Source organism: Longimicrobium sp. (genome assembly GCA_036387335.1).
Classification (GTDB): domain Bacteria; phylum Gemmatimonadota; class Gemmatimonadetes; order Longimicrobiales; family Longimicrobiaceae; genus Longimicrobium.
This window is the reverse complement of sequence record DASVTZ010000029.1, coordinates 23,803-44,754: the sequence shown is the minus strand read 5'-3', so window position 1 is coordinate 44,754 and position 20,952 is coordinate 23,803. Positions and strand designations below refer to the sequence as shown.

General features: G+C 69.4%; 23 protein-coding genes and 1 pseudogene. 7 read left to right on the top strand and 17 right to left on the bottom strand.

The genetic code is table 11. The features are described 5' to 3' along the window. Window positions 1–7: 7 nt before the first annotated feature. The 6 genes from VF647_02750 to VF647_02725 all read right to left on the bottom strand — a co-directional run bounded on the left by VF647_02750 (window position 8) and on the right by VF647_02725 (window position 4,382). Entirely contained in the window at window positions 8–589 is a 582-nt protein-coding gene (locus VF647_02750) for a hypothetical protein (GenBank protein HEX8450985.1), read from the bottom strand. After that, a complete protein-coding gene (locus tag VF647_02745) occupies window positions 589–1,437 on the bottom strand; it encodes a hypothetical protein (protein ID HEX8450984.1) in 849 nt (282 codons plus the stop codon). The genes VF647_02750 and VF647_02745 overlap by 1 nt, the downstream gene beginning before the upstream one ends. A gap of 34 nt (window positions 1,438–1,471) precedes the next feature. Further along, window positions 1,472–1,957 carry a hypothetical protein gene (locus VF647_02740; protein ID HEX8450983.1) on the bottom strand — a complete coding sequence of 162 codons (486 nt, stop codon included), beginning with the start codon at window positions 1,955–1,957 and terminating at the stop codon, window positions 1,472–1,474. A 32-nt stretch (window positions 1,958–1,989) separates the two neighbouring features. Continuing rightward, on the bottom strand, window positions 1,990–2,511 hold the full coding sequence (locus VF647_02735; GenBank protein ID HEX8450982.1) for a hypothetical protein: 522 nt from the start codon (window positions 2,509–2,511) through the stop codon (window positions 1,990–1,992). A gap of 215 nt (window positions 2,512–2,726) precedes the next feature. Continuing rightward, window positions 2,727–3,872 (bottom strand): aminotransferase class V-fold PLP-dependent enzyme, encoded by a 1,146-nt coding sequence (locus tag VF647_02730; protein HEX8450981.1) that lies wholly within the window; start codon window positions 3,870–3,872, stop codon window positions 2,727–2,729. Window positions 3,873–3,983: 111 nt separating this feature from the next. After that, window positions 3,984–4,382 carry a GxxExxY protein gene (locus VF647_02725; GenBank protein HEX8450980.1) on the bottom strand — a complete coding sequence of 133 codons (399 nt, stop codon included), beginning with the start codon at window positions 4,380–4,382 and terminating at the stop codon, window positions 3,984–3,986. Between the two features lie 102 nt (window positions 4,383–4,484). Between VF647_02725 and queG (VF647_02720) the strand changes: the two genes are divergently transcribed. Continuing rightward, window positions 4,485–5,678, top strand: coding sequence for a tRNA epoxyqueuosine(34) reductase QueG (queG, locus tag VF647_02720; protein ID HEX8450979.1), 1,194 nt, complete (start codon window positions 4,485–4,487; stop codon window positions 5,676–5,678). A 136-nt stretch (window positions 5,679–5,814) separates the two neighbouring features. Here queG (VF647_02720) and VF647_02715 read toward each other — a convergent pair whose 3' ends face one another. After that, window positions 5,815–6,747 (bottom strand): LysR family transcriptional regulator, encoded by a 933-nt coding sequence (locus VF647_02715; GenBank protein ID HEX8450978.1) that lies wholly within the window; start codon window positions 6,745–6,747, stop codon window positions 5,815–5,817. Window positions 6,748–6,911: 164 nt separating this feature from the next. Here VF647_02715 and VF647_02710 point away from each other — a divergent pair, with 164 nt between their 5' ends. After that, a complete protein-coding gene (locus VF647_02710; protein HEX8450977.1) occupies window positions 6,912–7,658 on the top strand; it encodes an SDR family oxidoreductase in 747 nt (248 codons plus the stop codon). Window positions 7,659–7,685: 27 nt separating this feature from the next. Next, the gene (locus tag VF647_02705; GenBank protein HEX8450976.1) at window positions 7,686–8,900 is read left to right on the top strand and encodes an MFS transporter; all 1,215 of its coding nucleotides are present in this window, start codon (window positions 7,686–7,688) and stop codon (window positions 8,898–8,900) included. 396 nt (window positions 8,901–9,296) lie between these two features. Here the strand turns inward: VF647_02705 and VF647_02700 are convergent, their stop codons facing one another. Next, a complete protein-coding gene (locus VF647_02700) occupies window positions 9,297–9,686 on the bottom strand; it encodes a VOC family protein (protein ID HEX8450975.1) in 390 nt (129 codons plus the stop codon). 187 nt (window positions 9,687–9,873) lie between these two features. Then, entirely contained in the window at window positions 9,874–10,137 is a 264-nt protein-coding gene (locus tag VF647_02695; GenBank protein HEX8450974.1) for a hypothetical protein, read from the bottom strand. Between VF647_02695 and VF647_02690 the strand changes: the two genes are divergently transcribed. Then, a complete protein-coding gene (locus tag VF647_02690) occupies window positions 10,124–10,528 on the top strand; it encodes a hypothetical protein (protein HEX8450973.1) in 405 nt (134 codons plus the stop codon). The genes VF647_02695 and VF647_02690 overlap by 14 nt on opposite strands. Window positions 10,529–10,552: 24 nt before the next feature. Here VF647_02690 and VF647_02685 read toward each other — a convergent pair whose 3' ends face one another. The 4 genes from VF647_02685 to VF647_02670 all read right to left on the bottom strand — a co-directional run bounded on the left by VF647_02685 (window position 10,553) and on the right by VF647_02670 (window position 13,199). Next, a complete protein-coding gene (locus tag VF647_02685; GenBank protein ID HEX8450972.1) occupies window positions 10,553–11,476 on the bottom strand; it encodes a VOC family protein in 924 nt (307 codons plus the stop codon). A 39-nt stretch (window positions 11,477–11,515) separates the two neighbouring features. Next, a complete protein-coding gene (locus tag VF647_02680) occupies window positions 11,516–11,947 on the bottom strand; it encodes a DoxX family protein (protein ID HEX8450971.1) in 432 nt (143 codons plus the stop codon). An 86-nt stretch (window positions 11,948–12,033) separates the two neighbouring features. Next, a complete protein-coding gene (locus VF647_02675; GenBank protein ID HEX8450970.1) occupies window positions 12,034–12,408 on the bottom strand; it encodes a MarR family transcriptional regulator in 375 nt (124 codons plus the stop codon). A 290-nt stretch (window positions 12,409–12,698) separates the two neighbouring features. Continuing rightward, a complete protein-coding gene (locus tag VF647_02670; GenBank protein HEX8450969.1) occupies window positions 12,699–13,199 on the bottom strand; it encodes a hypothetical protein in 501 nt (166 codons plus the stop codon). A 62-nt stretch (window positions 13,200–13,261) separates the two neighbouring features. Between VF647_02670 and queG (VF647_02665) the strand changes: the two genes are divergently transcribed. Then, the gene (gene queG, locus VF647_02665) at window positions 13,262–14,101 is read left to right on the top strand and encodes a tRNA epoxyqueuosine(34) reductase QueG (protein ID HEX8450968.1); all 840 of its coding nucleotides are present in this window, start codon (window positions 13,262–13,264) and stop codon (window positions 14,099–14,101) included. Window positions 14,102–14,165: 64 nt separating this feature from the next. Here queG (VF647_02665) and VF647_02660 read toward each other — a convergent pair whose 3' ends face one another. The 3 genes and pseudogenes from VF647_02660 to VF647_02650 form a co-directional block, all read right to left on the bottom strand. Next, window positions 14,166–15,650, bottom strand: coding sequence for a hypothetical protein (locus VF647_02660; protein ID HEX8450967.1), 1,485 nt, complete (start codon window positions 15,648–15,650; stop codon window positions 14,166–14,168). Between the two features lie 244 nt (window positions 15,651–15,894). Next, a complete protein-coding gene (locus tag VF647_02655; GenBank protein HEX8450966.1) occupies window positions 15,895–17,172 on the bottom strand; it encodes a serine/threonine-protein kinase in 1,278 nt (425 codons plus the stop codon). 1 nt (window position 17,173) lies between these two features. Further along, a pseudogene (locus VF647_02650) lies at window positions 17,174–17,783 on the bottom strand (ECF-type sigma factor). Window positions 17,784–17,954: 171 nt separating this feature from the next. Here VF647_02650 and VF647_02645 point away from each other — a divergent pair. Continuing rightward, window positions 17,955–18,500 (top strand): hypothetical protein, encoded by a 546-nt coding sequence (locus tag VF647_02645; protein ID HEX8450965.1) that lies wholly within the window; start codon window positions 17,955–17,957, stop codon window positions 18,498–18,500. Window positions 18,501–18,814: 314 nt separating this feature from the next. Next, window positions 18,815–19,171 (top strand): hypothetical protein, encoded by a 357-nt coding sequence (locus VF647_02640; GenBank protein HEX8450964.1) that lies wholly within the window; start codon window positions 18,815–18,817, stop codon window positions 19,169–19,171. Window positions 19,172–19,603: 432 nt separating this feature from the next. Here the strand turns inward: VF647_02640 and VF647_02635 are convergent, their stop codons facing one another. Further along, window positions 19,604–20,857, bottom strand: a complete 1,254-nt coding sequence (locus tag VF647_02635; protein HEX8450963.1) for a S8 family serine peptidase — start codon at window positions 20,855–20,857, stop codon at window positions 19,604–19,606. Window positions 20,858–20,952 lie beyond the last annotated feature (95 nt).

The following is a 20,952-nucleotide window of genomic DNA, read 5'->3' as shown; positions in this document are numbered from 1 at the left end:
CCCCGGCTCAGTTGATCACCAGTTGGATGGTGATCGTCCCCGAGTAGTTGCCCGCCGGCTGGCTCACGGGGGGAGCGACCCGGCCGCCCATGTACACCGAGTAGTGGTCGTACTCGTACTTCGGCCGTCCCGGCTTGTAGCGCTGCGGCGTGTCGCGGAAGCTGGGCGTGGTCACCGGGTTCCAGGTCACCCACGACGCCGGCACGCACGTCTGTGCGGCGTCGTCGATCTCGCACAGGGCGGCGTAGTTGCCGTTGAACGAGATGGGCATCGTCCGCCCGCCCGCCGCGTTCAGCGTGGTCGGGAGGACGAAGGAGATGTCGATGGTACGCGCGCGCGCCACACCCGTCATCCGCCACTCGCCGGACATGCTCCCCGCCGCGTAGCCGGGAAGGACGATCTCAGGCGTGCCGGGGGTGACGTTGCCGAACAGCACCGGGCGCATACCCGTGGCCGTGAGCGGCGGGTACGGCACCTCCGCCATCGCGGCGATGCCGGAAGAGGACATCGGCTTTTCCTGCGCGCGCACGGGGGCGGCGCAGAGCGCGGCCCCTATGGCGAGCGTCAGGAAGAAGCGGATGCGGATCATCAGCCCTGTACGGTTGCGGTGCCCGAGACGGGCGCGGCCTTGACGGCGCCCGGCGCGGGAAGGTCGGGGCGCTCGGTGTCGAAGGTGTACCTCACCGTGAGCCCCGTGCGCGGCGCGCCGGCCGCCAGCGGGATGGTGTAGCGCAGGCGCAGGGCGCGGTAGACGGCCATCTCGTCCTCCATCCGCCCCACCACCCGCCCGTCCGCGGTCACGACTTCGGCGCGCAGGTGGCCCAGAAAGACGGCGCTGCCGGTGCGGCGCACGTCGAACTCTGCCTCCACGGCGGCCGGGGTGAGCCGCGCGACGCTGCCGTTCACCGCCAGGCCGGTGGTGACGGTGCCCTTGCGGAAGAGGACGGCCGTGGCGACTGCGGTCTCCACGTTGAGCTGCATGCGCACGGCGCCGTTGTTCTGCTCGATGGGGGGCGTGCCCCCGCGCGAGCGCACCACCACGCGGCCCCAGTACTCGCCCTCCGCCATCCCGGCCGGCGCCTGCACCAGCACGCGGACCGTCTGGCGCTGCCCGGGGGCGAGCGTCAGGCGGCGCGGAAAGGCGCGCACGTAGGGGAGGATGGAGGGATCGCCCGCCGGCGCGGAGTCGGTGAGGATCGTGTTCGTCCGCCCCTGCGCGTCCGTCGTGGGATAGCCGAAGGCGAAGCCGATCTCGATCTCCTCGGGCGCGGTGCCGGCGTTGAAGAGCACCAGCATGGCCGTGGGGCTGCGCGAGTCGATGAAGAGGGCCGTGGGGCTCACCGTCACCGCCGCAGCGCGGCTCGCCGTGCCGGCGGACATCGCCAGCAGCAGGAGCGCCACACGGGCGGCGAAGGAGGGGATCTTGGGCATCGTCATCGCATCTCCCGCGGTTCTGCTCCCGGAGCGCACATCACGTTCCAGGATTGGTGATCACCACCAGGATGGTGGCGGTGTAGCTTCCCGCCGGCTGCTCCCGCGAGGGGCGCGCGGTGCCTCCCAGCAGGAGGCGGGCGGGGCCCTGCGACGCGTCCAGCCTCACCCGCATCGTGCTCAGCGGATCGACGGGGAGGAGCGAGGCCGAGACGTTCCTCATCAGCGCCCCGTCGCGCGCGGTGAAGAGGAGCGGAAGCCGCGCGCCCGCGGGCGAGACCATCGCCGTGGGGAGCACCAGCGTCACGTCCAGCGTGCCGTGCCCGTTCAGCACGATCTCCGCCCTGCGCCCGGCGTCCGTCACCGGGATCGCTTCCGAGACTCCCGGGATCAGCGGGCCGAACGACAGCCCCTGGACCGGAACCGCATCCACCCCGACACTCGCGGGGGCCTGGGCGTATGCCCCGCCCCCGCTTAAACACCCCGCGAGCGCGAGGAGGAGCGCCGTCCTTACGGCCGCCCGCATCCCCCTCTCGTCCCGCGGCGATCCGGTGCGGCTCAGTTGGCCGTCGCCGTGATCTTGATGGTGCCGGTGTACGTCCCCGGAACGGCCGCCGTCGGAACCGCCACGGTGCCGGTGAAGATCACGAACTCGCTGGTGGGGCCGGTGGTGGGCGCCGTGAGGGTGCCGACCACGCTCGCCGAGGTGAGGCCCGTGCCGCCGCACGCCGAGAAGGCGCTGGTGATGGCGCTGTTGGTGGTGCCGACGCCGCAGGCGCTGAAGGCGGGCTGCAGCGTCTCGGTGCCGCCCGCGCGGGTCAGGCGCCCGGTGGTCGCCCCGTCCGGCAGCGTGAAGGTCACGCCGACGTTGCGGGTGAACGGGATGTAGCCGCTGACGGCGCTGGACGTGGTGCCCGGCGTCACGATGCCGAAGTTCATCCCGGACGCGGTGCCGAAGTCGAGCACCGTGGCGACGGTGGCCGTGGCGGCGATGGAGCCGGTAGCAGTGCTCTGCGCGGAGGCGAGCGACGGAAGGGCAAGCAGGGCAGCGGCACCGAGAACGATCGCGAACTTCTTCATGTGGTCTCCAGGAGGGGTTTGGGGTGGCGCAGGATCGGGCGGGCTCCGCGTTGGGCGGCCGGCTCCGTGTTCCGACAGCGACATGGGCAACCGATATGCCACCCCCGTGGTGCGGTGCAAGTCGTGTTGGTGCAATAAGTTACACTCGATCGGGCACGTCGTCAATTGGGAATGTGTTCCCGTTTAGGAACATGCCCTGTTCCCGTCCGGGAACGTCACCCCTCCAGGAGCGCGCGGACGGTGAGCTCGTTCTCCGCTTCGGTGTTGTAGAAGTGGGGCGAGACGCGCACGTAGCCGGCGCGGTGGTCCACGACGATCCCCTGCTTGGCCAGGCGCGCGACGGCGCCGGCCGCGTCGTCGTGCTTCAGCAGCACGATCCCTGACCTGTGCGCCTCGTCCGCGATGCGCAGCTCGAACCCGCCATCCTCGAGCAGCTCAACGAGGTGCGCCGTGAGCCCGGCGATGCGCTCGTAGACGGCGCGCTCGCCCGCTTCCTTGAAGATCTCCATTCCGCCCAGCGCCGTGTAGACCGTCGGCACGGCGGGGGTGCCGAGGGAGAAGCGGCCGGCATCCTCGCGCGGCTCGTACTCATCGACACGAAAGGAGAACTGGTCGCGCGCGCCGAACCACGAAGTCACGGTGGGGCGCATCTCGGCGATGCGCTCCTCGCGGACCCAGAGGTACGCGAGCCCCGGCCCGCCCAGGAGCCACTTGAGGGGCCCAGCCACGTACACGTCCGCCCCGCTGGCGCGCGGGTCCACGGGGATCTGGCCGACGGCCTGGTATCCATCCACCAAAAAGAGCGCGCCCGCTCCGCGCGCCGCCCGCGCGATCGGCTCCAGCTCCTGCACGTATCCCGTGCCGTAGAAGACGTGGCTGGTGGCGACGATGGCGGTGCGCTCGTCGACGTACTCGGCCCAGCGCTCGGGCGGCACGCCGATGCCGTCGTCGCTGGGCACGCGCACCACTTCGACTTCGGGGCGCGCGAGCCACTGGTAGACGAGGGTGGGGAAGTCCAGGTCCGAGACGACCACGCGGTTGCGCTTCGTGTAGTCGATGGTGGAAGCCACCGACGAGAGCGCGGCGGAGACGCTGGGGGTGAGCGCGATCTCGTTCTCCCGCGCGTTCCACATGCGCGCGACGTGGCCGCGCAGCTCGGCGATCCTTCCCAGCCACAGCTCGTACCACGCGGAGGCGCCCATGCTGTTCCAGAGCGCCTGGTATTCGCCCAGGTACCCCATCGAGCGCCGGGAGAGCGCGCCGAGGGAGCACGAGTTCATGTAGGTGTGGGTCTGCAGGATCGGGAACTCGCGGCGCCATTGCGTGGCGAGCTCGGGGTGCGGGGCGTGTTGGTCTGGCATCGTCCGGTGCTCCGGGTGGTCGAGGAGCGCGGAAGGTGCGCCTGCGCCGGAGCGGCGTCAAGGACGGCGAACTGCATGGCTCACGCGAAGGCGCAAAGGCGCGAAGAAGAGTTAAAGGAAACCTCGTGGTGGAGCGTAGGCATTCGCGATTCGACGAGTTCCCTCCTTAAGGGTGGGCGCTCCGAAGTTAATCAGCAGCCCCAGGCGCAGGTCCATCAGCCGTAAATAGGTCAGCAGCTGCTTCGCATGCACCGGTGCCATCTTCTCGACTGACTTGAGCTCCACAACCACGCTGTTTTCCACGAGAAGATCCACTCTGAAAGCTTCTTCGATTTGAATACCCTCATACCTGATCGCAATCGGCACCTGCCTGCCGACCGTGAGGCCACGATGCTCCAGAGCCGTCGCGAGCACCACTTCATACACGCTCTCCAACAGCCCAGGGCCGATCCGCGTGTGAATCTTGTACGCGGCATCGACAATCTCCTTCATGATCTCCTCGATCTCCACGATTTCTCCCCTCCTCGTTCTTTCTTCGCGTCTTTGCGCCTTCGCGTGACACCTGCAGTTAAATACCCCGGCACGCGCAAGACGCACGGGTGTAGCACGCGCATGCTCCAGACGCCGATTTCCCCCGCCGAGCTGACCGACCGCATCCGCGCACGTGCCCTGGAGCTGGGGTTCGAGGCGGTAGGCGTCGCGCCTGTGCAGCCGTCCGGGCATGCGGAGGCGTATGGACAGTGGCTGGGGGAGGGGATGCACGGCGATATGGCCTACCTCGCCCGCGAAGACGCCGTCGCCAAGCGCGCCAATCCCGCCGTGCTCGTGCCCGGCGCGCGCTCGGCGGTGGTCGTGGCGATCGGGTACCACGGGGAGGAGGACGGGGAGGTGGATCCGTCGCGGGGGATCGTGGCGCGCTATGCACGCAACGACGACTACCACGACCTGCTCAAGGACCGCCTCATCGCCCTGCAGGAGTGGGCGAACGCCGAGCTGACGCCGCTCGGCGGGCGCGCGTACGTCGATGCCGGGCCCGTGCTGGAGCGCGAGCTCGCGTCGCGCGCGGGGCTCGGATGGTTCGGGCGCAACACCATGCTCATCCAGCCGCGCCGCGGGTCGTACTTCTTCCTCGGCGTGCTGCTGCTCGACGTGGAGCTGGAGTACGACGCGCCGTTCACGCGCGACCACTGCGGATCGTGCTCGCGCTGCCTGAGCGCGTGCCCGACCGGCGCGCTGCTCGGGCGCGACGAGACGGGCGCCCCGCGCATGGACGCGCGGCGCTGCATCTCGTACCTCACCATCGAGCTGCGCGGCCCCATCCCCCGCGACCTCCGGCCCCTCATCGGCAACCGCATCTACGGCTGCGACATCTGCCAGGAGGTCTGCCCCTGGAACAGCTTCGCCGAGCCCGCGCACGACCCCGCCTTCATTCCGCGCGACGGGATGGACGGGCCGTCGTTGATCGAGTGGATGGGGATGAGCCAGGAAGAGTTCTCGCGCCGCTTCAAGGGCTCCGCCGTCAAGCGCACGAAGCGGCGCGGGCTGCTGCGCAACGTTGCGGTGGCGCTGGGGAACTGGGGTTCGCCCGAGGCCGTCCCCGCGCTCGCCGTCGCGCTGAACGACGAGGAGCCGCTGGTGCGCGGGCACGCGGCGTGGGCGCTGGGCCGCATCGGCACGGAGGCCGCGCGGCAGGCGCTGCGGGGGAGGGCGGAGGTGGAGGAGGATGGGTGGGTGCGGGAGGAGATCGAGGCGGCCGCTGGCGAGAACAGAAATGAACGACAATTCCCGCCATCGGCCGGCGAATAAGCCGGGCTAAAGCGCACTCGCGCTCAATGTCGAGAAAACAAAGCGTGGGCGCCCCCGTGGCGCCCACGCTTTTCACATCCGGCGATGCAGTTTGCCGGGGTCGCGACGGCCGCGGCTCAGATCCGTTCCGCAGCGGTCAGCCCCGGCGTTCGGCCATGGGGGCTTTGCGGTGCATCGCGCGTGCCGGGAGCAGGTAGTCGATGAGGGCGCGGAGGGCGGGGGAGGCCTGCCGACGAGCGGGATAGTACAGGTAGTAGCCGGGGAACGGCGGGCAGAAATCCTCCAGCACGGCCACGACTTCCCCGCGATCGATGTAGGGCTGCACTCCGTCCCCCATCCCGATGGTCAGCCCGAGCCCCGCGGTCACGAGCCGCATCATCAGCGAAAAATCGTTGGCGATCACCCGGCCCGGCACCGAGACGGAGAAGTCCTGGCCGCCTGGCTCCGTGAACTCCCAGCGGTAGGGCGGGGCATCCGGCCCCGGCCGCCATCGGATGCACGCATGTTCAGCCAGGTCGCGCGGATGCTGCGGCCGGGGGTGCGTCGCGAAGTACGACGGCGATCCCACCACCACCATCCGCTGCGGGCCGGACGCCGCGACGGCGATCATGTCCTGTTCGATGACCTCGCCCAGCCGAATGCCCGCGTCGTAGCCGGCGGCCACGATGTCGCTCCAGGTTTCGTCGACGATGATGTCCAGATGAACGTCGCGGTACGCCTGCAGGAACCCGGGGATCGCGGGTCCGCGCAGGAACCCGTCCGCGCCCGCGGCGATGTTCAGCCGGATCGTGCCGCGGGGCTCATCCGCCAGCTCCCCCACCTCCTCCGCCGCGGCCTGCAGTGCATCCAGCGCCTGGCGCGACGCCGCGTAGAACGTGTCCCCCGCCTCGGTCAGCCGCACGCTCCGGGTGGTCCGCAGGAGCAGGGTTACGCCAAGCCGCTGCTCCAGCTGCCGTAACGTCTTGCTCAGCGCCGTCCCGCTCACCCCCAGCCGCCGTCCCGCCGCGCGGAATCCCCCCGCGTCCACCACCGCCACGAACTCCGGCACGCCGTCCGTTACATCCACCATTGCGAACCTGCAGGCATCAGGGTGCGAACCGCTGTCCGGTTTATCGGCTGCAATCTTTCTCCTAGCTTCATCCTCCGAAAGGGCGATCGCCGGGCCGCGCGTGATTCTGATCCAGGGCCCGTCACCACGAAGGGGATCCGCAACACTCCGAGCAGAGGGATGATATGAGCAACAGCATCGAAGCGAAGGTCGTCGTGATCACGGGTGCCAGCAGCGGGATGGGAGAGGCGGCTGCCCGCCACCTTTCCGCGCAGGGCGCCACCGTCGTGCTGGGCGCGCGCCGGAGGGAGCGCCTCCAGGCATTGGTGGAGGAGATCACGTCCGCCGGAGGAAAGGCGCTCGCCGTGGAGACCGACGTCACGGACCGCGGACAGGTACGGCGCCTGGTGGATACGGCCGTGGAGGCGTACGGCCGGATCGACGTTCTCATCAACAACGCCGGCGTGATGCCGCTCTCGCCCCTGGAGCGCCTCAAGGTCGACGAATGGGACCGGATGATCGACGTCAACCTCAAGGGCGTGCTTTATGGCATCGCCGCGGCGCTCCCTCACATGAAGGAGCAGAAGTCGGGGCACATCATCAACCTCTCGTCCGTGGCGGGCCACAAGCTCTTTGGCGGCTCCGCCGTCTACTCTGCGACGAAGTTCGGCGTGCGCGCCCTGTCGGAAGGGCTTCGGCAGGAAGTGAAGCCCTACAACATCCGCACGACGATCATCTCGCCCGGTGCGGTCAAGACGGAGCTTCTCGACCACATCACCGAGTCGGACATCCAGAAGGCGAACCAGGACTACGTCGGGGGGGTCGGCGTACCGGCCGATTCCTTTGCGAGAGTCGTCGCGTTCGCGATCAGCCAGCCAGATGAACTGGACATCAACGAGATCCTGTTCCGTCCCACGAGCCAGGAGCTCTAAAGGTCCCGCATCCAGGGAGGGATTTCGATGTCAGTGCAGATCACGACGATGGATGTCGACGGTGTGCCCGGCGCGCGCGCAGGGGCGGGGCAGGCGCACGCGTGGGGCGCCGTGTTCGCCATGACCCTGTGCGTGGCCACGCTGATCGCGTCCGAGTTCATGCCCGTGAGCCTGCTGACGCCGATCGCCGCCGGCCTGCGCGTGACGGAGGGCGGCGCGGGGCAGGCCATCGCCGTTTCGGGGATCTTCGCCGTCCTGACGAGCCTCGGCATCTCGACGGCGACCCGCGGGATCGACCGGCGCCGCGTGCTGCTGTGGCTGGCCGTGCTGATGCTGGTGTCGGGCGCGATGGTGGCGCTCGCGCCCAACGCCGCCGTCTTCATGGCCGGGCGCGCGCTGCTCGGCGTCGTCATCGGCGGATTCTGGTCGATGTCGGCCGCCACCGTCATGCGCCTGGTGCCGGAGGCGGAGGTGCCGCGCGCGCTGGGGCTGCTGAACGGCGGCAACGCGCTGGCGACGACCATCGCCGCGCCGCTGGGGAGCTTCCTGGGCCAATACGTCGGGTGGCGCGGCGCCTTCTTCGCCGTGGTGCCGCTCGCGGCGCTCACCCTCGGCTGGCTGTGGACGAGCCTGCCCTCCATGCCGTCGGATCGCGGGCCGGGCGGCGGCACCGTCTTCCGCGTTCTTCGCCGGCGGCAGGTGCCGATGGGGATGGCGGCGATCACGCTGTTTTTCCTGGGGCAGTTCGCCCTGTTCACGTACCTGCGCCCCTTCCTGGAGACGGTCACGCAGGTCAGCGTGTCGACGCTCTCGCTCCTGCTGCTGGTCACCGGGGTCGCGGGACTGTTCGGCACCTGGCTGATCGGGCGCATGCTGCGGACGCGGCTCCACAGCCTGCTCATCGCCATGCCGCTCGCGATGGCCGCCATCGCCCTGGCGCTCACCGCTTTCGGCTCGTCTCCGATGATCGTCGCGGTTCTGCTCGCCGGCTGGGGCCTGATCGGCACGGCCGCGCCGGTCGCGTGGTGGACGTGGCTGAGCAGGGTGCTCCCGGAGGATGCGGAAGCCGGCGGCGGGCTCATGGTGGCCGTCGTCCAGCTGGCCATCGCCCTGGGCGCGACGGCGGGCGGCTTCATTTACGACGGCAGCGGATACGAGAGCACCTTCGCGGTCGCCGCGGCCGCGCTCTGTGCGTCGGCGCTCCTCACGGCGATGGGCTGGCGCGCGGCGCGAGCGAAGTAGAAGACCGGCACCGATTCCCGGAATCGTCTTTCCCGCGTAACTGCAAGAGGAGAGTCAAGATGAACGCGATACTGAGTGCCGCCGGTCGGGCGGTGATGAACGGATCCACCGGCCGAAGTGCCGGCCGGCGCCTGCTGCTTCGGCTTGCGGGCACCGGCGCCGTCGTCCTGTGCGCGTTCGCCGCAACGGGAAGTACCGCGTCGGCGCAGAGCACGCTCGCGTGGGACCAAGACGTTCGGTCGTCCGCGGGATCCGGGCGCCTCGGCAGCTGAATAGCGTCCAACGTGTCCGCCGGTTGGCCAGCACCGCTCTCGCGCTCATCCGCGACCTGCTGGGGGCTTTCACGAGTCCGATACGCCACGCCGAGGATCTACCATCGACCGCCTGGACGGGGCCTTATCTCTCGGCCGGCGCCTTCTGCTCATTCAGCCCGTACACCCGGCCGTCCGGTCCGCGGAAGTGGCGGAAGGCGTACCCCATCTCCGGGAAGCGGTTGATCTGGCCGAGCAGCTCGCCGCCGACGGCCTCCACCGCATGGGACGCGGCCTCGATGTCGTCCACGCGGAAGCCGAACGCGACGCCGCCTTCATTGTAGCCGAAGGGCGGCAGGGCCTCCGGCAGGTACAGCTCCAGAATGGTGCCATTGGGCATCGAGAACACGCTGACGCCCGGCATCTCCATCATGGGGGTGAGACCGAGCGTCTCGGCCGCCAGCTTCTTCATCGCCGCGAACTTCCTTTCATCGCCGAGTGTGACGGCGTGCCAGGTGATGCCTTCCACTTGCATGGTCGTTCTTCCTTTGCGGAGTGCTGGATGAGGATCGGCGCATCAGCGCGACCCGCGTGAGTAGTGGGCGGTGGCACTGGCCGCCTCACGAGGGAAGCTGGCCAGTGCATCGGAACCCTGAGTGGTCGCGGCCTTCAGGCACGCACGGCGGGGGTCACTGCCCGCGTGGAGTACGCTGAGGCTCCTGTCAGGCGACCGAGATCCAGACCGGCGCGATTCCGGTCCCGCGGCCGGCCATGTATCCAAAGTGGATGTTGAGCATCGCCAGCGGCTCCAGGTACCGCGCGTTCGAGAGCGGACCGGCGTCCACGGCCTCGAACCCGGCGCTCTCGATGAGGCCGCGCACCGCCTCCTTCGCCGCTTCGTCGTCGCCGGCGTAGAACACCTGGGGCCTCGCGGCGCCCGGCTCGGAGCCGAGCACCTGCGCGAAAATGGTGTTGAAGGCCTTCACGACCCGCGCTCCCGGCACCGCCTCCTGGATCTCCTCGGCCGCCGAAAGTGTTGAGGCCGACCAGCAGGCCCGAGAAGTCCGGCTTGCCCGGGTTGCTGATGTCGATCACCGTCTTGCCGCTCACGTCGCCCGCGCCGCGCAGCGCCTCGGCGGCCGCGGTGTACGGTGTGGCGAGGATGAGCAGGTCGGCACCCGCGGCGATCTGGCCCGGAGGCACCGCGCGCACGCTGCCGCCCGCGTTGGAGGCCGCCTGCTCGGCGTGCGAGAGGTCCTGTGCCGTGATGCTGACCTGGTGGCCGGCGGCCGCGAGGCGCTTCGCGAAGGCGGAGCCCATGTTGCCCGCGCCGATGATCCCGATCTTCATGTCGTGCCTCTTTCTAGTGTGAGTTGATTACGCGCTTACGCGTCCCTGAAGTCAGGCGGCGAGCCGGAGCCGGTTGCCCGCGGGGTCCGGCACCCACGCTCCGGCCGCATCACGCTCAGCGTCCGGAACCCGCGCCAGCACCGCCTCCAGGCGGGCGGCGGAGTCGAGCCGGATCGTGTAGTGCCGCAGGCCGGCCGTCCCCGCGGGCTGCCGCGGCGCACCCACCCCCTGCCACGTGTTCAGCGCGAGCCGGTGCGGAAACCGGCCGCCGGCCTGGAAGTCCGCCATCCCCAACGCCGGTGCGTACATGTGGTCGGTGAAGCCGAGCACCTCGCCGTAGAACCGGTGCGACGCGTAGATGTCGCCCACGTGGAAGTGGATGTGGCCCACCCTGGTCCCGGACGGCACCGGACGGTCGTAGTCCGTGTCCGGCAGCCGCCGCAGGAGCCCTTCTACGTCCAGCGGATCCCGCCCGCTGCGCTCCCGACCCTCGGAATCGATGACCACGGGACGGTTGCCGACCATCCCCATGGAGCGCATGCGCTCCGGCGTTTCCAGCGTCAGCTCCAGGCCGATCCCGTCTGGGTCGTCCAGGTAGATCGCCCTGGACATCACGTGGTCGGTAGGGGCGATGGGCCACCGGCGCTTGATCAGCCGGGCGAGCACGCGCGCGAACTCCGGCTCATCGGGCAGGTGGATCGCGACGTGGTACAGCCCGCTGAAGCCTCGCCGGGGCCGGCTCGTGGCGCCCGGATGAAGCACGAGCAGCGTTTCGTCCGCGGTGCCCAGTTCCAGCGCGGTCTCGTCCCGGCCCCGCAGGTGCAGGCCGACAACGTCCTTCCAGAATGTCAGGGATCGCTCGGCGTCGATGACGTCCAGGTGCACCGCGCCGAAGGTCATGAAGTCGGCGGGATCGGTGCGGACGATATCGGGCGCCCGCGTTTCCCGCGAATACCCAGTCGGTGCGTTGCTCATGGCCGGATTCTCCGTGACCAGGTGAACGTGAACTGCGTTTCAGCCGCGCGGCGTGATGGGCGCGGCCTTGCTCCGGCCCCAGGCCACGAAGGCCGCGAGCGCGCCCAGCACCAGATTCACCGGGATCATCCCGAACTCGCCGCGCGAGGCGTGCGTGACCGACGCCAGCAGCATCACCACCACCAGGCCGAGCGCGGCGAGCGCCGTCAGCCGCGGCTGAACGCGGGTCAGCGCCGGTAGGATCAGGCCCACCGCGCCCGCCAGCTCGGCGATGCCGATGAAGCGGACGAGGGCAGCCGGCACGCTGCCCACCCATGCCATCTGCGTCGCGAGATCGGCCAGGGGCTGCGTCAGCTTCATCAGCCCGGTCATCGCGAAGGCAATCGCCAGAAGGATCTGCACGACCCAGAGCGTCACGTTCAGGGCGCGGCGGGACTGCGGGGCGGGGCGGGCGGAAGCGGTGGTGGTCATGGCGGATTCTCCTGTACCTGTTGAAACGTGGTTTGTTGTAACAGCTTCCTGTCCGGCGAAAGCCTCCGTGCGCGGAGGCGTGGTGCTCAGGTCCTGACGGCGCTCTCGGGTTCGTCTACGAGCTCGAGCAGCGAACGCAGAGTGGCGAGCTGTCCAGGCGAGAAGCGCCGAAACTGCTCCCGGTGCAGGGCGTCGACCGCCGGCGTGGCCTCCAGCAGCATCTCCCGCCCGGTGTCGGTGAGCCTGGCCCTCACGAAGCGGCGCTGCTTGGGGTCACGCTCCCGCACCAGCAGCCCCGCCTCGGCCATGCGGTCGAGCAGGCGCGTCATGTCGGGCACGGGGGAGAGCAGGCGGCTGCCGATCTCGGTCCCGGAGAGCCCCTCGGCGCCTGCGCCGTTCAGGATGCGGAGCACGTTGTACTGCGTGGGCGTCAGGCCGTATGGCTTCAGCAGCTGTTCCATCCGGTATATGCCGCGAACGACCACGCGCCCCATTGCGACTGCGGCCCTTTGTTCAGGCGACACCGGCAGCGATACTGCGCCCTTCGCTTGATCACTCATGTCTGAACGATAGTTGTTATAACATTTCCTGTCAACCCTCACCCTTCTGATTACGAGTGGGATCCCGCTGTACACCGCTACATAGCCCGGTCGCAGGGCGCCCGTAGAGGTAACGTGATGAGGATGCCTGCTGCCGAGGCAACTCAAACAAGATGTCCGCTGCCGGCGCGCGCCGAGCGGACTGGCACCGGCTACCGGGGCGACTGACGGGTGGCGGAGCTCGCGCCGCGCCGTGGGCCGGCTCCGAGTGCTTTGTCTCGCGCGGCGTTCATGCGTTTGGTGAGCGCTTTGACGCTCTCGCCGTACCCGCCCATGAGGATGTCGAACTTCGCCGTCCTGCCCCCGTCTCCCCGGACCCAGAAGCCGACGGCGTCCGCCGCCTCGCTTTCCTCGCGTACCATGAACCCGCCCACATCGGCCCAGCGGTGCTCGATGGTGCGCCAGAACGCGAGCTTCTCGCGGAAGCCGTCCGGGCGGATCTCAAGGCGGGCGCGCAGGGAGAGGTGGGCGAACACGGCCAGCACCAGGGTCGCCACTCCGAACCCGGGCGCGAGGTGCTCGGTGCCGTCCTCCATCATCATCATCGTCATGGGGATGCCCATCCCAAGGGCCATCCAGAGGAAGGGGTTCTTCCACCACACGGACTTGAGGACGACGACCTCACCGTCCTCTGGAGGAGTCGCGTCCATCATTCGCGGCCGACGGTGATGCGCACCTCGTCTGCCTCGCCGGTCGGGGCGGGGGCGCGGATGGTGTGGGGCCCGGGCGCGAGGGGCCAGCGCGCGTCCCGCACCTCGTGGCCCGCGGCCGGACCCGTGCTGGAGCGCGAGCTCGCGTCGCGCGCGGGACTGGATGGTTCGGGCGCAACACCATGCTCATCCAGCCGCGCCGCGGATCGTACTTCTTCCTCGGCGTGCTGCTGCTGGACGTGGAGCTGGTGTACGACGCGCCGTTCGCGCGCGACCACTGCGGATCGTGCTCGCGCTGCCTGAGCGCCTGCCCGACCGGCGCGCTGCTCGGGCGCGACGAGACGGGCGCCCCGCGCATGGACGCGCGGCGCTGCATCTCATACCTCACCATCGAGCTGCGCGGCCCCATCCCCCGCGACCTCCGCCCCCTCATCGGCAACCGCATCTACGGCTGCGACATCTGCCAGGAGGTCTGCCCCTGGAACAGCTTCGCCGAGCCCGCGCACGACCCCGCCTTCATCCCGCGCGGGGGTATGGACGGGCCGTCGCTGATCGAGTGGATGGGGATGACCCAGAAGGAGTTCAGCGCGCGCTTCAAGGGCTCCGCCGTGAAGCGGACGAAGCGTCGCGGGCTGCTGCGGAACGTGGCGGTCGCGTTGGGGAACTGGGGGTCGCCTGACGCCGTTCCCGCGCTCGCCGTCGCGCTGAACGACGAGGAGCCGCTGGTGCGTGGGCACGCGGCGTGGGCGCTGGGGCGCATCGGCACGGAGGCGGCGCGGCAGGCTCTGCGGGGGAGGGAGGAGGTGGAGGAGGACGCGTGGGTCCTTTCCGAGATTGAGGCGGGCGGTCGTCGACTGGTTGCCGAGCGGGTTAGTCAGATCCGGATGAAGGATTTCTGCAGGTAAGGCTTTAGCAGGCGCAGAAATGGGCAAATGAAGGGGTTGGCTGCGGGTACCCACGACGGTCACGTCACTGGTCAGCCGAGCATCTGCGAGCTGCGCGCAGGCGTTCCCGGGTTCCTAGATCAGTCTTGCCCGAACGGTCGTAGATATCCGCCCGGGCTTGTCTTGCCCGGGGTAGGTACGCGGCGTCAGCCCCGGCTAACTCCCCCAGAGTGGCATACCACCCCAGCGCCTCGGCCGGGTGCCCGGTTTCACGCAGCAGCTCGGCGCGCAGGAACCGCTCATGCGCGTGCGCGGCAAAGTGCACCGGCCCGTAGTCACGCGACCAGTCGAGTGGCTCACGCGCGAGTGCGGCGAGGGCTTTGTCCGGCTGCCCACGAGCCCGGAGGAGGTGCGCCTCCACCCCGGCCGCCAGTGCGCGTCCATACCGTCGTGCGGCAACCGACCCGCGGCTCTCGCGGAGTGCCTGCACGGCTCTCCCTGCCGCGGCGGCGTCATCGAGACGCACCGACAGGAGCCCCGAAACGTAGATTCGCACCAGCTCCCGCGCTCCCGGCGGGAATTCAACAAAGGGGGGGCTGGACTCGGCGCCTGCACGTGCGTCGGACCAACGCGCGAGCGTGTCGCGCAGGGCGAGAAGCGTAGCGCGGTCGGCACGTGCCCACGGGAGCGTGGAGTACAGGCCGTGCAACTCGGCGGCCCGGAGCGGCGCGAACACGGAAGCGTGCGCCAGCTCGCGCGTAGCCTCAGGCCAGCGCGCGCATCCCGCAGCCAGGTCGGCACGAGTCAAGTGCCCCCACGCGCGAATCTCGGGAGCCCGGTCCGGCTCCAGCAGGGCTCCGGCAAGCGCGCGCGCGCTGGGCGCGCCGCCGTACACCGCGGCCCACCAGACAAACATGATGGCATGTACGTCTCCCGCCCCGCGAACCCGAGCTACCGCGGAGTCGCGCCCACGCCCGGGGCGCCCGGCAGCCTCCAGCGCATCCAGCCACGCCAGGAGCGACGTGTCGGGGCCGTCACTGCGTGCATGTGCGCGAAGCCGTTGGAGTGCCGCGGAGTCGCCCTCCAGCAGGTAGACTTTCGCGAGGTGGTCGGTGGCCTCTCGTCGGGTGGGCGCACTCGCGAGCGACCGCTCCAGCCCGCCCCGGGCCTCCGCGGCTGACCGGCCGCGGAACGGGTTGTTGTGGAAGAGGAGGTCCGCCAGTTGGAAAGTCGCTTCGAGATCGTCCGGGTAAAGGTGCAGCAGGCGGTGATACGCGGCTTCCGCGCTCGCCACGTCACCGCCGAGACGCGCGTTCCACGCGTGCACGCGGATCTGATCCCGCGCGGATAGCCGGCCCCGGTGCCTTACCGCGGCCTCCGCCGCGTCGTGCATCAGGGAGGTATGTCCAGCCGAGGTGGAGGCCTGGCTCAGGCGGTAGTACGCGAGCGCAAAAGTCGTATCCTCCGAGACCGCGCGCTGGTACGCCTCTACTGCCTTCACGGCGTCTCCCGTCCGGAGCAGCGACTCGCCCTCGAGGTACGCCTTGAGGGCGCCGAGCGAATCCGTCATTTCCGCGGCCGCGTGGGTCAGCTGCTCGCCTCTCCCTCGAAACTGGTCGGCGATCAGGCGCGCGGAGAGCTCGTCGGCGATTCGGAAAAACCGATCGGGACTCCCCTCCGCGTCCGCACGGGCGAGTACCCGACCGCTCCGCGCGTCCCACAGCGCGAGGCCGCGCGGACTCGTTTGCCGACGCGCGTTATGCTCCCAGTCACGTAGGCGGATGCCCCCGCACGCTGTGACCACGCGGCCGGCTTCAGAAGGGCGGTGTCCTGACGGCCACCAGGAGCCGCGCATCCACGCTGCGCCATGGTCCGGCCCCGTCGAGCCCACGCACCACCAGCTCCCGCAGTGCGTCTCCGCGGTACGCGTGGGCCGAGTCCCCGGAGAAGCGCGGCGTGAACACCACGACCCGCCGTGACTGGTCAGACTCGAACCCAGCGAAGGCAGGGGCGCGTGTAGCCGGCCCTGGCGGCGCGCCAGGCCAGAGGAGGTACGCGAGAGCGATGGCTACAGACGCGACGACCCCCCGACTCGCCGCACCCAGCCCGGTGCGTGGACGGGCTGGAGTGGCCAGAGCGCGGAGCAGGTCGGACCGCAGCGCATCGGCATCGGGGTACCGAGCCGACGGGTCGGCGGCGAGGCACCGAGAGACCACTGCGCCGACCACGCGCAGTTCAGTCATGCTGAAGAGAGGGTTGTTGCCCTGCTCTGGAGGCCACTCGCGGGACGAGAGATCTGGACGCGTGCCCGTGAGCAGTTCGTGCAAGATGACGCCCAGGGAGTACACGTCGGCCGTCGGCCCGGCAGGCTCGCCGCGCAGCTGCTCCGGTGCGGCGTACGCCGGGGTAGCCAGCGGCATCCGGGGCCCCCCAGAGGATGGTGCGGCGCCCGGAAGACTCGCTAGGCCGAAGTCGAGCACCTTGGGCTCGCCTCCAGCGTCTACCAGGACATTGGCCGGCTTTAGGTCGTGGTGAACCACTGCATGGGCGTGAGCGTACGCCACCGCTTCGCAGACGCGGACTAACAGATGCGCGCGCGAGGTGACGGAGAGTCCGCGCGCGTCGCACCAGCGGTCGATCGGGAGCCCGTCTACGAACTCCATCACCAGGTACGGGATTCCTCCGTCATCTACGCCCGCATCCAGGAGCCGCGCGATTCCCGGATGGCGGAGCTGCGCCAGGATCCGGCGCTCCGAGTAGAACCTTGCCTCGGCACTTGGCTCTGGATAAGGCCGCTTGATGGCTACCCATAGATCGATGTCTTCGCGCCGGGCCAGATGGACGGTGCCCATGCCACCGGCGCCTATCAGGCGCGTTAGCTCGTAGGGGCCGATGCGGCCCGGTGCGCGGGACGGCGGTTCCAGGGCAGGGAAGATCTCTCCCGACGGATGCTCGGCGTGGCGCAGAAGGTCGGCCACCTGGCGCGCGAGTTCAGCGTCACCCGCGCGGAGTCGCTCGAGGGCTGCGTGCCGGTCACCCGGCGGGAGTTCGGCGAGCGCGGCGAACGCCGCCTCCAAACGGTCGGTGCCCACGCTAAACGCTATCCACACGGAGCTCGCGGTGCAGCCACGCCTTTGCGAACTCCCAGCGGCGTCGCACCGTGGCCGAAGACACGCCGAGCACAATAGCGATCTCGTCGGTGGTCAGTCCCTCGAAGTAGCGGTACTCCACCGTGCGGCACGCGTCTGGACTGACTTGTTGGAGGCGCCTCAACGCTTCGTCGAGAGCAATCAGGCGCTCGTCGCGCTCCTCGCACGCCAGTTGAGCGGCTTCCAACGGGAGGGGAACGGCGCCGCGGCCACGCTTCGCCGCCAGGCGCGCGCGCGTGGTCCACGAGGACCGCCCGCATGGCCCCCGCCGCTATCCCGAACAGGCACGCGCGGCTCGCGGTGCCACTCGGGTGGGCCGCCGCGAGTCTGGGATATGCTTCGTGTACAAGGGACCGCGAGTCGAGCGTATGGCCTTCGTGCTCGCGGGCGAGCTGGCCCCGCGCCAGTTGCCGGAGTTCGTCGTAGACGTGCGGCAGGAGGCGGTCCAGCGCTCCACGTTCACCCGAGATCCAGGCGCGAACCAGGCGGGTCACTTCGCCCGCCGGGCCGGCAGAGGAGGAGGTTGGTGGGCGAACCGAATCGGCAGAGTGCATGGGCTCAATCGCGGTGAGGTGTCCAGCCCGAAGATAAGGTGTGCCCGCACCCCATGAAAGCAAAAAATGCCACCGGCGGACCGTGGTGCACATCGGATGAGCACTTCTCCGGTGAAACTTCGCACGATGATGTGTAGGGCACGGCTCCCATTCCTAAACGGAGGCAGAGACATGAAGCGAAGCACCCGCATCGTCGCACCCCTGGCGGCGCTCCTCTGCGCGCTCGGCTCGCACCGCCCCGCCGAGTCGCAGGCTAGGGGTGCGCCCACCCAGAGCTACATCGACTGGGACCGGATCAACAGGTGGCATGCCGCCAACCAGCAGTGGTGGAACTCGCTTACCCCGCGGCAGCAGGGACTCGAACGCGCCATCTCGGCCGTCATTCGTGCGCACACCGCGCGCACCGGAGAGTACTACGTCGCCGTGACCCCGGAGAACGTGGGCACCATGATGCGGGTGATCGGTGCGACCCAGGCGGAGGAGGGCTGGGTGACCAGCCGCATGCGGAGCCACGCGGTGACCGGCCAGGGGAAACAACGGGTAGACGAGTTCCTGCAGATGGTCCGGCGTGATCCGCGATGGTACCTCCCCCCCACTTGCGGGGCCCTCAGTGACCGCCCGCGGCGCGGTGCGCGTGCGTGCGCTCACGGCCCGTTCCGTCCGCGTGCTGGCGCTCCTGCTGGTGGCGGGCGGACTTGGCGGGTGTCCGGGCGATAGCACCGGACCCGGCGGCGGCACTGACCCTGGCCCCGGCGCGGGGGGCGGGGGAGTGCCACCGGCACCCCCGCCAGCGGCTTCCGGCCCCATTCCGCAGCGGGGAACCGTGTACGACGTGCAGCTGGAGGGTGTGACCTACGCGGGCAACACCGCGTTCCCCGCGCAGGAAACGCAGTACCAGCCGATCGAGCAGTTCAATCGTACTGCGGCGCTCGTGGTGGTCCCCACCACCCAGTCGGCTTCCGGCGGCCTGGCCAACGGGGCGAACCCGCGCGATATCGCTCTCTGGAGGCCCGTCGAGGGGCGAGGCGGGGGTGATCTGGTTCGCGACCAACACCAACCTGTTCTCGTACGTGGGGGGCTCCGTCCCCCAGCAAGCCGCTGCACTGGACATCGCGTACGTCTCCGCGGACGAGCAGGGGGGCGTGCTCGACGTGCAGGTGGACGACCGGTTCGCGGGGATGCCGGTGGCGCGCACCAGTCAGCTGAACTTCTTCGTCTGGCGAACGGGGCTCACGGCGGGCCCCAAACAGATCGTCGCGGGGAGGATGACGCTGCAGTTCACGGGGGCTGGCGCCGCGGTAAGTGGGCAGCTCACGATGGTCGGCGGCGGGTACGTGGAACCGGGCGCTTATGCGGTTGTCGCGCGGCTCACCGGGCGGCGGCGTTGATCCGCCGCAACGGGGGAGAGGCATTTAACCACGCTCCCTCGCAATCTCAGTCATACGAGGCAGAGGACTAAGATGGCGGAGCCGGAGATTTCGGCTCCGCCCCTACCCGGTGGTTCCGCACTGGTCCGGCGGGTGGGCGGTCCAGGAAAGACCAGCGCTCCGCCAGGACCCGCCACTCCCGTCGAGAGTCAGCGAATTCCACAACTCCCGGTAAGCCCCGCCCCCGAGCGTAGCGCTCGCCGTAGCGCTGAACGACGACGAGCCGCTGGTGCGCGGGCACGCGGCGTGGGCACTTGGGCGCATCGGCACGGAGGCGGCGCGGCAGGCGTTGCGGGGGAGGCATGAGGTCGAGGCGGACGCGTGGGTGCGGGAGGAATCGGGGGCGGCGTTCGCGGAACGGCGTTCGGCAAGCTTCGCCCGATTGGGCGTCACCTAGTCTGGGTACGCTGGAGGGGCGTTCAGCGCCGTCGCCAGCGCAACCATGTCCAACCGGCCATGGCCAAGATCCGCCGAATGCCCGTCCGGTGGCACGGTGTACTCCGCTACCGACTTCTTCAGGAGCGCTCGTGTCTCGCCGACCGTCAAGCTCGGCTTGCATCGCCGCGCCAGCCAGACTGCCGCCGTGACGAACGGAGCGGCGTAGGACGTGCCCGTGAGAGCGCTGTAGAGCTTCTTACCGTCTACGGTCCAGATCAGCTCCCCCGGCGCGGAGATCCACATGTGATCTCCGCGGGTGGAGACGGCGGCAGGGCTATCGGATGCGTTGGTGCCGCCGACCGCCACGACGCCGGTGTGCAACGCCGGGTATTCGGGTATTCCCCCTTTGCCGCGGTTTCCGATCGCGGCCACCAGCACGACGCCGCGGGCCAGGCAAGCGGCCACTTCGCGCGCCTCGGTAAAGTCCCCGGCGGTGCCGCCGATGCTGAGGTTCACGACGGACACCTTCGTGCAGTCGAGCGCGCCGAGCGCGCGGTAATACGCGCAGTAGTCAAAGCAGCCGTCAGCCTTCCAGACGTTGTACAGGAACAGATTCGCCGAGCAGCACCCCTTGAGCTCTTCCTCCCGGGGGCTATCCCGGATTGCGCTGATGATCCCCGCCACCGATCCTGCGTGGGGGGACCTCATGCCGCCGCTTCCAGGGGGATGTACCACCGTGATCCGCCCACGGAGTTCTTTGTGTCCCTCATCCCGTCCCTGGTCTACGATGGCGATGCCGCGCTCGCTCATCCCGACATCGAGGATGTCCCAGACTTCCGGAAAGCGGCACCTGCGCACCCCCCAGTCGGACGATACGTTCCCGCCACCGGTGTGGCGCCGCTGATCTCTCAGTGGGTACCTGAGGGCCGGACGATGTACGTACGCGATACGCGGGTCATCTGCCAACGCATTCTCCAGCCACGGGACTACTTCATCGGAGGGGACACGCAGGACGTATATCACTCCCAGCATCACATCGTCGAACGAGCCCGAGGCGGGAACCCCGAGTTCCCATTGCGCTCGGTGGTGGACGACTTTCGCCCGCTCCGGGTGAAGAAGCGACAGCGAAGCGCCGTGGATCCCAGATGTCCCCAGGTATTCCCATACAGCCCCCAGGCCGCCCTCTGGCGCGATCCCCCCTTCAATGCTCGCAGCCGCGTCGCTTGCCACCTGTCCGTCGCGCAGCGCGAAGACCAGCGCGTCTTTCACGCACTCGTCCACGGAGACAGAACGGGACGCGGCAGGGCGTAAGCGATCTCTTCCACACATCGAAGAACCATAGTTGGGGTGAGAGGTCGTTTGGG